This is a genomic window from Leucobacter viscericola, from assembly GCF_011299575.1.
GTDB lineage: Bacteria > Actinomycetota > Actinomycetes > Actinomycetales > Microbacteriaceae > Leucobacter > Leucobacter viscericola.
Genome location: NZ_CP049863.1, coordinates 1,060,044 through 1,073,559, shown reverse-complemented (window position 1 = coordinate 1,073,559; position 13,516 = coordinate 1,060,044). Strand labels below are relative to the sequence as shown.

The following is a 13,516-nucleotide window of genomic DNA, read 5'->3' as shown; positions in this document are numbered from 1 at the left end:
ACCTGCCTCCCTTCCCACAACCCCCATTGCAAAGACGCAAACAGAGAGGACTCTGACATGGCTGAATTCTCAGACATTCAGACCCGAGAGATCGGTCTGAAGAAGACTCTGACCGCCGGACAGCTCGGCATGATCGCCCTGGGAGGTGCGATCGGCACGGGCCTGTTTCTCGGCAGCAAATTTGCGATTGGGTTCGCTGGCCCGAGTGTCATTATTAGCTACCTCATCGGCGGTGCGATCGCGCTCATGCTGATGGCGGCGCTCGCCGAGATGACCGTGCGGCACCCCATCTCGGGGTCATTCGGTGCCTACGCCGAGCACTACCTAGGGCCGCTCTACGGCTTCTTGACGCGCTACATGTACTGGATCTGCATCGTGCTCGCGGTTGGCACCGAGGTGACTGCCATCGGCGAGTACATGCAGTTCTGGTTCCCCGGAGTACCGCCCCTGGTGTGGGTGCTGTTCTTTGCGGGTGCGCTGATCGGCGTGAACGCGATGAACGTCAAGAGCTTCGGCACGCTCGAGTACTGGTTCTCGGCGACGAAGGTGTTTGCGATCCTCGCCTTTGTGGTGGTGGCCGCCTGGCTGGTGTTCTTCTCCGGAAACCAGGATTACGGGGTGAAGAACTGGACCGCCGAGGGTGGCTTCATGCCCAACGGGCTCTCCGGCATGTGGTTTGCCGTGATCGTCTCGATCTTCAGCTACCTCAGCATCGAGATGATCGCGATTGCTGCGGGCGAGGCGAAAGAGCCCGAGAAGGCCGTGAAGAAGGCGTTCAAGGCGACGATGTTCCGGCTGCTGGTGTTCTACTTCTTGACGCTGACGCTCATCGTTTCTATCGCACCGGTCTCTGAGATTCTCGCGGGCGGCAGCCCTTTTGTGACCGTGATGCAGGTGATCGGGATCCCATACGCTGACTCGATCCTCAACTTCGTGGTGATCGTCGCGGCGCTGTCGGCAATGAACAGTCAGCTCTACATCTCGACGCGCATGATGTTCTCGCTGTCGCGTGCTGGGGAGGCCCCGAAGGTCTTCGGCAAGGTGCGCGCGAACGGCGCCCCGCTGAACGCCCTCATCCTCTCAAGCGCGGGGATCGCGGTCGCGACCGTCGTCTACCTGCTGATTCCGGGTGATGCCTTCGCCATGATGCTCGCCATCTCGATGTTTGGGGCGCTCTTCACCTGGTTCATGATCTTTGTGACCCACATCTGGTTTCGCCGCAAAATCGCGGCCGACGGCGAGACCCTCGGCTACAAGATTCGGGGATCCCGCATCGGAGCAGTGCTCGGCGCAGTACTCATGATCGCGATTATGGTGTCGACACTGTTCACTGAGCAGTTTCGGGCGACGCTCATCTTTGGCCTCCCGTGCCTGCTACTGACGCTGATCGCGTACTTCATACTGCGCCGGCGCAAGGCTGCCGCACTTCAAGAAGTGGTGTGACGGGGAAGCCTTGTCGCTTGCTTGCTCGTTCGTTCGCTCGCTCACCCGCTCGAGTGAACGCAAATTGCCCTTATGTGCGACCATAAGGGCAATTTGCGTTCACCCCACGGGTGGCGGCGCGTGCGCGTGCGCGAACGCTTGCGCTTGGGGGTGCGGGTGCGGGGCGAGGGGAGAGATCAGCGGGCGGGCAGCACCGAGATCGGTTCCGTCTGGTCAACGAGGTAGTGCGGCTTGCGACCCTGGCCGCGAATAAGGCCGAAGTAACACAGGGTGAGAATCACGACCCAGATGAGTCCCACCCAGAGCGCGGGCCGGGAGTCTGGCACGATGCCCACCATCACAATCACAAAGAGAATGAAGCCGACGGTCAGGTACGAGGCAACAGGCCACAGTGGCACGGGGAACTCACTCGGCAGGCGCTGTTCGCGAGCAATCTCGCGCTTCATGCGAATGTGGGCGACCAAGATCACGAGCCACACCATCACGGTCGCAAACGTTGCGAGTGCACCGAGCAAAAAGAGCACCTGGTCGGGGTAGAAGAAGTTGAGCACTACCCCGATCAGGAGAGCAACGATCATGCTGATGACGGTCATGATTGGCACACCGTTGCGTGTTGTTTTGATGAACGACTTCGGAGCCTGGCCCTGCTCAGCGAGGCCGTGGATCATGCGACCTGCCCCGAAGATGTCGGCGTTCATGGCCGAGAGTGCGGCGGTGATGAGGATCACATTGAAGACCGCGGCTGCAGCCTGGAAGCCGAGCGACTCGAAGATCGACACAAACGGGCTTGTGGCGCCGGTAATGTCGGTCCACGGCTGAATCATCATGATGACACCGAGCGTGAGTACGTAGAAGAGCAGGATGCGGATCGGAACCGAGTTGATCGCCTTCGGGATGACCTTCTTGGGGTTTTGTGCCTCGCCTGCAGTCACGCCAATAATCTCGATGCCACCAAACGCAAACATGACGATGGTGAATGACGCGAGCAGACCCCAGATGCCGTTGGGCATGAAGCCACCGTGATCCACAAGGTTCTGCGGACCCATGTCCTCGTGACCGGCAATGCCAAAGCCAAAGAGGATGACCGCCACACCTGCGGCAATGAGCGCGATGATGGCGACGATTTTGATGAGGGCAAACCAGAACTCAAGTTCGCCGAACACCTTCACGCCGACCATATTGATGGCCGCGATGAAGAACACCACCGCTAGCACCCACACCCACTGCGACACCTGCGGAAACCAGAACCCCATGTAGACGCCGATGGCGGTCGCGTCGAACACAGCAACGAGAAACATCTCAAATGCGAAGGTCCAGCCGACCAGAAAGCCCGCGAAGGGGTGGATGTAGCGCGAGGCGTACTGCCCGAAAGAGCCAGACACCGGGTGACGCACGATCATTTCACCGAGCGCGCGCATCACCATAAAGACGGCGGCGCCGCCGATGATGTAGGCGAGCAGCACCGCGGGCCCCGCGGTCTGGATCGCCCCGGAGGAGCCCATGAACAGGCCCGTGCCGATGGCCGAGCCGAGCGCCATGAAGCGGATATGGCGTGAGGAGAGGCCCCGCTTGAGGCCGCCGTCTTGCGGGGCGTCAGAGGATCCTTGACCCTCGTGCGAGTCGGTATTGGGGGTTGCGATCGCGTCGTTGCGACCGGTGTTGGTCGTGGTCACTGCAGCACCTTTCGTCGTGCCGGAAGGGATGAGGGATCGTTCTAGCGGCCGAGCCGGTGGGCGAGGCCAGCTGCGGCCTCGAGAACACAGAGCGCAGCGAGTCGTACAGTGCGACCGTCAGGGGTGTCGGCGGTCGTATCAACCTCGGCGAGGTCGATGCCTCGCACACGGGCATCCTGTGCGAGTAGGCGGGTTATCGTGCGCAGTTCGTGCGCTTGGATTCCGCCCGGGATCGAGGCCGGACAGCCGGGGGCGACTGAACGGTCACAGACATCTACATCAAGATCAACGTGGATCGGGCCGCCCGCAGCACCCGCGACTTCGAGGGCCTCGGCCACGATCTCGCGCAGCGGTCGCTCGTGGAGTTCATCGCGGTGGATGACCGTGATGCCCCAGTCGCGGGCGCGCTGGCGGTAGGCGCGGGAGTTTGCGAAGTCCGCGATCCCGATTTGCACGATGCGGCGGGGATCGAGCCCGGCCTCAACGAGCCTGCGCACAGGTGAGCCGTTACTGCGGCCATCGCGTAGGTCGTGGTGTGCGTCGAGGGTGATGAGGCCCGCGGTCTTGAGTGTGTCGTTCTCCGTGCCGAAGCCCGCAATGCCGAGTGCTGCGGGCACGGTGAGGGCGTTGTCGCCGCCGAGTGCCACGACGAGCTCGGATCGACTCGAAAGCTCAACGATCCTCTTGGCAGCCGTCATTTCGCCCGCTTCAGTATCCGGTTCTACAACATCACCGGCATCGACGATGCGGAGTGCCTCGTCGAGCACAAGATCGGCCTCGCTGCCGCGGGTGCCAGCCTGGCCCGGCGCGACGATGTGGCTTGAGTACCGGCGGAGAGCTTCGCGAATGGCGGCCGGCGTCTCGTGCGCGTTGCTGGGGGAGAGGGACGTGCGAGAGGTTGGCACCCCAACGAGGGTGAGGTCCACCTGTTCGGACGGTGAGGGCGAACTCCAGCCTCCGGTGCGCGGCCACTCGGGATCGTGCGATAGCGCGGCGGGTGAAGTGGTGGACGCGGAAGCTGGGGCATCGGTGCTCATACCAGTGACGCTAGCAAGCGCGCGCGATGACGGGTTTGCAGAGCTCGCGCCTCCGTCTGTGATCCCGGACGTGATGGTGATCCTCCTATAGCCAGTCTGGTATCCCAGACGCATCGAGTCTACAGCCACTGCCGAGTTCGGCCCGGGTGCGCTGAGATCGATGTATGGAACATCACTCACAGTCTTCGCGCTCGCCCATCACCCTGGGCGAAGCCTCGCTCACCGTTGACGACGTTGTTGCCGTTGCGCGGGAGAACGCTGCGGTTGTGCTCGGCTCTGGTGCGCTCGACCGCATCGCAGCGAGCCAGCAGGTCATCGCAGACCTCGCCAACGACACTAAGCCGCACTATGGAGTCTCGACCGGTTTCGGGGCCCTCGCCAAAGTGCAGATTCCCGTCGAGAAGCGGCAGCAACTGCAGCGCAGCCTGATTCGCTCGCACGCCGCGGGAACCGGTCCCGAGGTCGAGCGGGAGGTCGTGCGTGCACTCATGCTGCTGCGCCTCAATACCCTCGCGAGCGGCCGCACCGGCGTGCGACCCATCGTCGCAGAGACCTACGCCGCGATCCTGAACGCGGGAATTACCCCCGTTGTGCACGAGTACGGTTCACTCGGCTGCTCCGGTGATTTGAGTCCGCTCGCACACTGCGCGCTCACCCTGTTGGGAGAGGGCGAAGTGCGGGTGAGTGAGGATCCGCACGCCGCACCCATTCCCGCGGCCGAGGCGCTCGCCGCAGCCGGAATCACACCCGTGGTGCTCGCCGAGAAGGAGGGGCTCGCCCTCATCAACGGCACCGACGGCATGCTCGGCATGCTCTGTCTGGCGCTGCACGACCTGACTGACCTGCTAAAGGTGGCCGACATTGCCGCCGCCGCGAGTGTCGAAGGGCTCACCGGAACCGATGCCGTGTTTGCCCCCGAGCTACAGGCGCTGCGCCCGCACCCGGGTCAGGCCGCCGCCGCCGCAAATATGCTGCGAGTGCTCGAGGGTTCGTCGCTCATTCAGCGGCCGCGCGAGGGTGAGTTCACCCGGGTGCAGGATGCCTACTCGCTGCGCTGCGCCCCGCAGGTGCACGGTGCCGCGCGCGATACCGTGGCCCACGCCGAGCGGGTCGCCTCGATCGAGCTTGTCTCCGCTATCGACAACCCGGTGGTGCTGCCCGACGGTCGTGTCGAGTCAAACGGCAACTTCCACGGCGCCCCCGTCGCGTACGTGCTCGACTTCCTCGCGATTGCCGTTGCCGACCTCGCGAGCATCTCTGAGCGCCGCACCGACCGCTTCCTCGACGTCGCGCGCAACCACGGTCTGCCGCCCTTCCTCGCGGCCGACGCTGGCCTCGACTCCGGCCTGATGATCGCCCAGTACACCGCAGCGGGCATCGTCTCTGAACTCAAGCGCCTCGCGGCCCCCGCCTCGGTCGACTCGATCCCGTCCTCAGCCATGCAGGAGGACCACGTATCGATGGGCTGGCACGCCGCTCGCAAACTGCGTCGTGGGCTCGACGGGCTCTCGCGAGTGCTCGGGATCGAGCTGCTCGCTTCAACCCGCGCCCTCGATTTCCGCGCCGCCGACGCCGAGCTGGGCGAGCCCGGCCCAGCAACCGCTGCGCTGCACGCACTTTTCCGCACCGAGATTGCCGCGCCCGACACCGATGCCTTCCTGTCACCGACTATTACGGCTGCCTACGAGTTTGTGGCTAGCGGTGCTGTGCGCGAGACCGTCGAGCGTGCCGTTGGAGCGCCGCTGGGCTAGCGGGTAGGCTGCGAGCATGAGTGACGTGAAAGTACCCGCTGCGGATCAGACGCTGCGGATACTGAGCTTGCTCGCTCGTTCGCGGGGCCCGCTTCCCGCGTCCATTATTGCCACTCAGCTTGAGCTGCCGCGATCCACGGTCTACCACCTGCTCGCGACGCTGCAGGAACACGGCTACGTGATGCACCTGCTCGAAGAGAAGCGATTCGGGCTCGGGATCGCGGCCGTGGAACTCAGCTCTGCGTATGCGAGGCAGGAGCCGCTCGCGCGCATCGGTCGGCCGTTGCTCGCGCAGCTGGTGGATCGTGTCCGTTGTAGTGGGCACCTGGCCGTGCCGCACGGTCGTGACGTGTTGTATGTGCTGGAGGAGCGGGCGCCGGGCTCACCAAGCCTCGTGACGGACGTAGACGTGCGCTTGCCCATGCAGGCGACCGCGAGCGGGCGGGCGATCCTCGCCGCACTTCCGAAGGCTCAGGCCCGTGCGCTGTTTCCGAACAAAGAAGCGTTTGTGCACCGCCTGGCGAGCTCCGACAGCATCGACCGTTACTCCCGACTGCGTTCGGTGCTTGACGAGACCCAGACCCGAGGCTTTTCGCTGGAGCGCGGCTCAGTGTCTGAGGGGTTCGCTTCCGTTGGGGTGCCCGTGCTCGATCATCGAGGGTGGCCCGTTGCCGCGATCGCGGTGACGTTTCTTGAGGATGCTGTGGCAGAGGAGCAGCTGCCCGAGCTCGCCGCGGCCGTGCGGGGAACTGCCGAGGCGCTGTCGTCGCGGATTCATGGGAAGGGCGTTTAGTTCTGGTGTGTTTCAGCCGGTACTAGCACGTCAGCCGGTTGAAGTTGGCCGTTTCTGACCGGCTGACATGTGAGTACCGGCCGATGAGAGGCGCGGGTACGCTGTGGGTATGACTCAGCCCAGTTTCGCGCTCAACTCATATGAGGGCCTCGACGCCTGCCTGCTGAGTTACGGCCGGGCCGAGGCGAGTTATCCCTTTGGTCCGGGCGCGCGCGTGTACAAGGTCGTCGGGAAAATGTTTGCGCTGATCGGTGAGCCCGAGCGCGAAGACGAAACGTTATCGCTCACGCTCAAGGGGCCGGTGCTGCAGAACGAACTGCTCGTGCGAGACTTCGCGGCGATCCGGCCCGGTTACCACATGAATAAACAGCACTGGATCACGATCACCATTGACGGCTCGGTCGCAGACAGCCTGCTTGAAGAACTGATCGCTGAGTCATACGAGCTCGTGTTTCGGCCGCTGCCGCGTGCTGTGCGGGATGCGCACGAGAGCTAACATAGGCACCATGAATCAGGTTCTGGAACGTATGGTCTCACCGGTGCGTTCTCGCTTGATCGAGACGCTTTCCGGCCACGCCAAGCAGGTTCCCGCCTGGTTGGTGCGGCTTGAGGACGGCGAAGACGAGGGATTTTTCGGCGAAGACAGCGCCGCCTGGATGGTGCATAGCAGCATGCCGACGCTGGTTGCGGGGGTGCGTGCACTTCTGCTGCAGGCGCTGCACCCGGGCGCCCTGGCGGGGGTTCGGGATCATTCCCGTTACCAGGAGGATCCGCTTGGGCGACTCGCCGGAACGATCCAGTGGATTCACACCGTCACATTCGGGAGCACTTCACAGGCCATCGCTGGCTCCCAGATGGTGCAGGCGATGCACGAACGGGTACGGGGAGAGTTCACTGACGGGCATGGTGTGGTGAGGAACTACTCAGCAAACGATCCTGAGCTCGCACAATGGGTTCATGTTGCCTTCACCGATGCGTTTCTTACTGCGCACGAGCACTGGGGACGTCCCATCCCCGGTGGTGCGGATGGCTACGTTGCCGAGTGGGCAAAGGCTGCCGAGCTGATGAACGTTGCCGATCCACCCCGAACCGCGGCTGCGTTGCGCGCCTGCATTGATAACGCGACCGACAGCGGGGAGCTTCGTGGTGGCCCCGAAGTCACTGAGATTGTGCGTTTTATTCGCCGCCCACCGCTGAGTCGAACGCTAAAGCCCTCTTACCGAGTCGTGTTTCGTGCGGCGGTATCGACTCTGCAGCCTCGGCATCGCGAAATGCTGGGGCTTTCGCAGCGTGACCTGCTGCCGATTCACGCGGCGACGAAGCTGGTGTTGAGCGGCGCTGAATATCTCATTGGACCAAAAAGCGCTGCCGAGCTTGCGGCGAGACGGCGTCTTGCGCGCCTCGCGGAGGTTGCTGAGTAGGGCGTGCTTTTCGAATTGTCCTGTGATGCTTACGCGCAGGGGGCTCGATATTTCACGATGATATAATCGACGTATGAGTTATCCGACACTGGACGCGGCTCCGCTCATCAAGCGCGCGCGTGCCGATCTCGGCATGACTCAAAAGGAACTTGCGTCCGCTTCCGGTGTGCAGCAGTCGAATCTCTCTCAGATTGAATCTGGCGCTAGAATTCCGAGCGCCGCAATGCTTGACCGCGTGTTAAAAGCAGCTCGACTTCGGCCCTCTATTCCGCTCGAGATCTATGCGCCGAGGGTCGTGGAAAAGGCCGCGGAGTACGGGCTTTCGAATGTGCGGGTTTTTGGGTCCGTGGTTGACGGTACCGATAACGAAGACAGCGATGTTGACCTGCTTGTCGCGCCAGGGGTGGGGTTTGACCTGCTGCAGTTTGCCGCCTTTCGGCAAGAAATCATCGACATTCTCGGTTTTGATACCGATGTGATCATCGATTACCCCGGAGATGCGTTCGTTGAGCAGATTCGGGAGCAGGCTGTCGCGTTATGAGTGGTTTTGTCGCTAGACAGCGTGTGCCGCAAGAGGCGGCCGAGAAGCAGATCCGCCTCGCAGACAATCTGCTGCACGAGGTCGTTCGGTTGCGTCGGCGTCTTGACCGTGTTCTGAGCCTGGGCTATGAGGCATTTGCCGAGCCTGATTCCGACAGCTATGACATCGGCAGTTACCTCGTCATCCAGCTTGCGCATCTTGTTACGCAAGAGCTCCCCGGTGAGATAACCGACCGGATCGCGGTTGATGACCAACAGGGACTGCGTGCCGTCAGAAACGTGGCCGCTCATGACTACATGCAGATGCGCCAGGCGCTTCTCTGGGAGACGCTGACCGTGCACGTGCCGAGGTTGCTTCAGGTTATTGAAGAGGCCCTCAAGAGTTAACTGAGGGTCGCGGAGCGCGAGCTGCGCCCCTCTGCTGGCTACAGGACCGACAGAATGAGCCCGGCGATTCCGAGGCCCAAACCGGTGCCGGTGTCTTTCGCGCGAACGATGCCGACGATCGAGAAAATAATGCCGGTAACCGAGAGCCCAGCGTAAATGAGCAACCCAATAAGCGGGATAAAGATAATCGGTGCGAGCAGAAACGACACGAGTCCGAGAACGAAACCAGCCGTGGCCGCGCCGTTGGGTTGTCCTATTGTCGGGGTGGCGTATCTCACGTGGGTTGCCGCCACGTACGTCACCTGCGGATGGGCGTAGTGCGGTTGGGAATACTGGGGCTGAGCGTACTGCTGCACCGATGCCTGCTGCGTTGCCGGAGCGTACAGCTCGACCTGGCTGGTGTGAGCGGGTGCGTGCGCGACTGCGGGTGAGGCGGCGGGCGCGTAAGCCACCGCGGGCTCTTGATAGGTGGCCGCTGCCGTCGCCTGCGGTGCCGTGTGTGCGGTCCAGGTAGAGCCGTCCCAGTATCGAGTGGTGCCGTTGGTGTCGGGGTACCACCCCGGGGGAGGGGAAGTATTCATAAGGTTGATACTAACTTATTGATAGCTTGCCCTATGTTCGGCCTCACAATACCTTGAGCCCTGCTCGCCACACAGCTGAGGTGAGGGGCATACCCGGGCGATACGCGAGGTGGGTTACCGAGGGCGCCTCGAGCAGTTGCAGGTCAGCTCGGGATCCCGGGGCGATCCTGCCCACGGCTGCCTGGGTGATGCCCCGCGGATCGAGCCACCCGTCTTCGTGCATACCGAGTGCGATCGCGCCGCCGAGCGTCGCGGCCAGCACGGCCTCCTGGATCGTGAGACCCATCTGCAGCACGGCGGTGGCAACGCAGAACCCCATCGACGAGGTGTACGAGGTACCAGGGTTACAGTTTGAGGCGATGGCGAGGATCGCGCCGGCGTCGAGCAAATCCCGCGCCGGTGCGAGGGGCATGCGTGTCGAGAGGTCGCACGCGGGCAGCACGGTCGCGACGGTGCCGCGAGTACCTTCACCATTCCACGATCCCGCAAGTGCCTCAATGTCTGCAGGCGTAAGAAACCCGAGGTGGTCGACGCTCAGCGAGCCGTACTCAACCGCGAGCTGTGCGCCAGGCCCGTGCCCGAGCTGATTGCCGTGCACGCGCGTCGCAAGGCCTGATGCGCGAGCGGTCTCGAGCACCCGACGGGTCGAAGCCTCATCGAAGGCTCCGGTCTCGCAGAACACATCGACCGCGCTGACATGCGGTGCCACAGCGCTGAGCATCGGCCCGGTGACGAGGCTGAGGTAGGCGTCGGGATCCTCGCCCGCTGGCACCACATGCGCCCCGAGGAATGTGACGGCGTCGACGTGATCGCCCGCAAGCTTTGCGGCCCGAACCTCATCATCAACGGTCAGTCCATACCCGGTCTTGGTCTCCATCGTCGTGGTGCCTCCACGCCGCGCCTCACCAACAAGCCGCGCGAGATTCGCGGCAAGCTCGGCATCACTAGCAGCCCGAGTGGCTTCCACGGTCACGTTGATGCCCCCGGCGGCATACGCTTCGCCAGCCATGCGGGCCTCAAACTCTGCGGTCCGATCCCCGGCAAACACCATGTGTGTGTGCGAGTCGACCCACCCCGGCAACACGGCCCGCCCGCCGGCGTCGACCCGTTCGTCACCGGCAGGCGCCTCTTTAGAGGGCCCCACCCAAACAACACGCTCCCCTTCAATAACGACGGCAGCATCACGCAGCCGCCCGCCACTCCCAACAGTGTCGTCGTTCGTAGTCAGTTCGCCGATGTTATCGATGAGAGTGGAGGTCATGGTCTAACTTTCGCATGTACGTAGGCGGTTTGCGCGTGCCGAAGGGTTTGCCTGAGGGAAAAGGGGCTGGGGGCGGCGTAGCGAATGCTGTCGCTTTTGCGGCTGAGCGGTGTGCGATTTTGCACACCGCGAAGACGCAACGTCGCGACGGCATACGCTACCCCACCCCCAGCCCCGGAGGATCACCAAGCAGTATCGGTGTTACGAATCACAGGTTCCATGGGCACCCGAACCCCACGCTCATTCGCCACATCAGCAGCCCGCTGATACCCAGCATCGACGTGACGAATCACACCCATGCCCGGATCGTTCGTCAGCAACCGCTGCAACTTCTCAGCAGCTAGCGCAGTCCCATCAGCAACAGAAACCTGACCCGAGTGGATCGAGCGGCCGATCCCGACGCCACCACCGTGATGCAAAGATACCCACGTCGCACCGGACGACGCCGCGGTAAGCGCGTTCAGCAGCGGCCAGTCGGCGACAGCATCTGATCCATCTGCCATCGCCTCAGTCTCGCGGTAGGGGGAGGCCACGGATCCCGAATCGAGATGATCGCGGCCGATGACGATCGGCGCCTTGAGCTTGCCCTCAGCGACGAGCTCGTTGAAGCGCACGGCGGCCTTTGCGCGGTCGCCGTAGCCGAGCCAGCAGATGCGGGCCGGCAGACCCTCGTACTCGACACGATCTTGCGCCGCGCGGATCCAGCGGCGCAGGTGATCGTTCTCGGGGAAGAGTTCGAGGATCGCCTCGTCGGTCACGCGGATGTCTTCAGGATCACCTGAGAGTGCCGCCCAGCGGAACGGCCCGAGGCCCTCGCAGAACAGCGGCCGGATGTAGGCCGGTACGAAGCCGGGGAACTCGAAGGCGCGGTCGTAGCCGCCCTTGCGGGCCTCGTCGCGGATGGAGTTACCGTAGTCGAAGACCTCGGATCCTGCATCTTGGAACTCAACCATTGCCTTGACGTGCGCGGCCATCGACGCCTGGGCGTCGCGGGTGAAGGCTTCGGGATCCTTCGCGGCGCGATCCTGCCACTCGTCGACCGAGTAGCCGACGGGCAGGTAGCTGAGCGGATCGTGGGCGCTGGTCTGGTCGGTGACGATGTCGATGTTGATCTCGCCCGCGAGCTGACGGCGCAGAATCTCGGGGAAGACCTCGGCAGCGTTGCCAACGAGGCCAACGGACCAGCCGCGGCGCTCATCCTTGGCCTGCTGCACCTTGGCGAGCGCCTCGTCGAGATCGGTGACGACCTCGTCGAGGTAGCGCTTGCCGGCGCGGCGATCGAGACGGGTCTTGTCGACGTCGACGATGAGGCAGGCACCGTCGTTCAGAGTGACCGCGAGGGGCTGGGCGCCGCCCATGCCGCCGCAGCCGCCGGTCAGGGTGATGGTGCCAGCGAGGGTGCCGTCGAGCCCCTTCTCGGCTGCGCCGGGCAGACCCGCGAGTTTGCGCCCGATCGCGGCGAAGGTTTCGAAGGTGCCCTGCAGAATGCCCTGGGTGCCGATGTAGATCCACGAGCCCGCGGTCATCTGGCCGTACATCATGAGGCCCTCGGCCTCGAGCTTGCGGAACTCGGGCCACGTCGCCCAGTCGCCAACGAGGTTGGAGTTTGCGAGCAGCACGCGCGGTGCCCAGGGGTTCGTGCGGAAGACGCCGACCGGCTTGCCCGACTGTACGAGCAAGGTTTCGTCATCTTCGAGGTCGCGCAGGGTATCGACGATGGCGTCGTAGGCCTCCCAGCTACGGGCCGCGCGGCCGGTTCCGCCGTAGACGACAAGGTCGTCGGGGCGCTCGGCGACCTCGGGGTCGAGGTTGTTCATGAGCATACGAAGCGGGGCCTCGGTCTGCCAGCTCTTCGCTGAGATTTCGGTGCCGCGGGGAGCGCGGACGGGGCGTGCGCCGGGGAGAGCCATGGGTGGTCCTTTCGCTGTGCGCGCTGTCGTAGCGCGTCGATACCTCTATCTCAGCGGTGCTTGGACCTTGCAACAACGAGGAACGCGGGCGTACTGTCTGGGGTGCCAGACAAGGGAAGGTGTGTCGGTGAAGGCGGCTTCAGGTTAATTGGACCTAATTGTACAAATTGGCCTAATGGTACAATTTATTCATGTCACTTACACTGCCGGTCTCCGTGGCGAAGCAGCAGTTGGGCTCTCTCGTGGATCGCGCCCATCTGGCTAATGAGGATGTCTATTTGACGAAGCATGGCCACAAATTTGCCGTGCTCGTTGATGCTGCCAAGTTTGAGCAGATGCTTGAGGAGCTTGAAGATTTTCAGGACGCGGAAGCTGCGCGTCGCGCTCGTAAGGAGATGGAGGCAACGGGGGCTGCCCCCATTCCCTGGGAAGAGGTCAAGGCTGACCTTGGTCTTGCGTGAGTTACCGGGTAGAAGTCTCGCCAGCCGCTGCTCGTGATCTGAAGAAACTTGATCCTCAGGCAAGGCGCCGCGTACAGGCGGCCATTGAACTTCTCGCAGAGACGCCTCGCCCGCCCGCGGCAAAACCTCTCGTAAATAGCGGCGGATCCTGGCGTGTACGCACGGGCGACTATCGAATTATTTATGACATTTACGATGACCGGGTTCTTGTGCTGATTCTCAGTGCCGGGCATCGTCGCGAGGTGTATCGCTAGATTT

The 13,516-nt window shown here is 63.2% G+C and carries 14 protein-coding genes; 9 read left to right on the top strand and 5 right to left on the bottom strand.

The annotated features are described in order from the left end of the window. Positions 1 to 57: 57 nt before the first annotated feature. A complete protein-coding gene (locus tag G7068_RS05020) occupies positions 58 to 1,443 on the top strand; it encodes an amino acid permease (protein ID WP_166289781.1) in 1,386 nt (461 codons plus the stop codon). A gap of 176 nt (positions 1,444 to 1,619) precedes the next feature. On the opposite strand, the gene G7068_RS05015 is transcribed toward G7068_RS05020, so the two are convergent. Continuing rightward, positions 1,620 to 2,981 carry an amino acid permease gene (locus G7068_RS05015; RefSeq protein ID WP_166292998.1) on the bottom strand — a complete coding sequence of 454 codons (1,362 nt, stop codon included), beginning with the start codon at positions 2,979 to 2,981 and terminating at the stop codon, positions 1,620 to 1,622. A gap of 176 nt (positions 2,982 to 3,157) precedes the next feature. Beyond that, positions 3,158 to 4,153 carry an agmatinase family protein gene (locus G7068_RS05010; RefSeq protein WP_166289778.1) on the bottom strand — a complete coding sequence of 332 codons (996 nt, stop codon included), beginning with the start codon at positions 4,151 to 4,153 and terminating at the stop codon, positions 3,158 to 3,160. A 164-nt stretch (positions 4,154 to 4,317) separates the two neighbouring features. Between G7068_RS05010 and hutH the strand changes: the two genes are divergently transcribed. The 6 genes from hutH to G7068_RS04980 all read left to right on the top strand — a co-directional run bounded on the left by hutH (position 4,318) and on the right by G7068_RS04980 (position 9,045). Beyond that, on the top strand, positions 4,318 to 5,904 hold the full coding sequence (gene hutH / locus G7068_RS05005) for a histidine ammonia-lyase (protein ID WP_166289775.1): 1,587 nt from the start codon (positions 4,318 to 4,320) through the stop codon (positions 5,902 to 5,904). Between the two features lie 16 nt (positions 5,905 to 5,920). Next, the gene (locus tag G7068_RS05000) at positions 5,921 to 6,697 is read left to right on the top strand and encodes an IclR family transcriptional regulator (RefSeq protein ID WP_166289772.1); all 777 of its coding nucleotides are present in this window, start codon (positions 5,921 to 5,923) and stop codon (positions 6,695 to 6,697) included. Positions 6,698 to 6,806: 109 nt separating this feature from the next. After that, a complete protein-coding gene (locus G7068_RS04995; RefSeq protein WP_166289769.1) occupies positions 6,807 to 7,193 on the top strand; it encodes an MmcQ/YjbR family DNA-binding protein in 387 nt (128 codons plus the stop codon). Positions 7,194 to 7,203: 10 nt separating this feature from the next. Beyond that, positions 7,204 to 8,118 (top strand): oxygenase MpaB family protein, encoded by a 915-nt coding sequence (locus tag G7068_RS04990; protein ID WP_166289766.1) that lies wholly within the window; start codon positions 7,204 to 7,206, stop codon positions 8,116 to 8,118. Between the two features lie 73 nt (positions 8,119 to 8,191). After that, a complete protein-coding gene (locus tag G7068_RS04985; protein WP_166289763.1) occupies positions 8,192 to 8,659 on the top strand; it encodes an XRE family transcriptional regulator in 468 nt (155 codons plus the stop codon). After that, entirely contained in the window at positions 8,656 to 9,045 is a 390-nt protein-coding gene (locus G7068_RS04980) for a HepT-like ribonuclease domain-containing protein (protein ID WP_166289760.1), read from the top strand. The genes G7068_RS04985 and G7068_RS04980 overlap by 4 nt, the downstream gene beginning before the upstream one ends. Before the next feature lie 38 nt (positions 9,046 to 9,083). On the opposite strand, the gene G7068_RS04975 is transcribed toward G7068_RS04980, so the two are convergent. The 3 genes from G7068_RS04975 to hutU all read right to left on the bottom strand — a co-directional run bounded on the left by G7068_RS04975 (position 9,084) and on the right by hutU (position 12,797). After that, positions 9,084 to 9,626: a DUF2510 domain-containing protein gene (locus tag G7068_RS04975; RefSeq protein WP_166289757.1), complete on the bottom strand. Its 543-nt coding sequence runs from the start codon at positions 9,624 to 9,626 to the stop codon at positions 9,084 to 9,086. A gap of 43 nt (positions 9,627 to 9,669) precedes the next feature. Continuing rightward, a complete protein-coding gene (gene hutI, locus G7068_RS04970; RefSeq protein ID WP_166289754.1) occupies positions 9,670 to 10,887 on the bottom strand; it encodes an imidazolonepropionase in 1,218 nt (405 codons plus the stop codon). 182 nt (positions 10,888 to 11,069) lie between these two features. Then, positions 11,070 to 12,797 (bottom strand): urocanate hydratase, encoded by a 1,728-nt coding sequence (gene hutU, locus G7068_RS04965; protein WP_166289751.1) that lies wholly within the window; start codon positions 12,795 to 12,797, stop codon positions 11,070 to 11,072. Positions 12,798 to 12,988: 191 nt separating this feature from the next. Here hutU and G7068_RS04960 point away from each other — a divergent pair, with 191 nt between their 5' ends. Both G7068_RS04960 and G7068_RS04955 read left to right on the top strand, forming a co-directional pair. Then, positions 12,989 to 13,258: a type II toxin-antitoxin system Phd/YefM family antitoxin gene (locus tag G7068_RS04960; RefSeq protein ID WP_166289748.1), complete on the top strand. Its 270-nt coding sequence runs from the start codon at positions 12,989 to 12,991 to the stop codon at positions 13,256 to 13,258. Beyond that, positions 13,255 to 13,512 carry a type II toxin-antitoxin system RelE family toxin gene (locus G7068_RS04955; protein ID WP_166289745.1) on the top strand — a complete coding sequence of 86 codons (258 nt, stop codon included), beginning with the start codon at positions 13,255 to 13,257 and terminating at the stop codon, positions 13,510 to 13,512. The genes G7068_RS04960 and G7068_RS04955 overlap by 4 nt, the downstream gene beginning before the upstream one ends. Positions 13,513 to 13,516 lie beyond the last annotated feature (4 nt).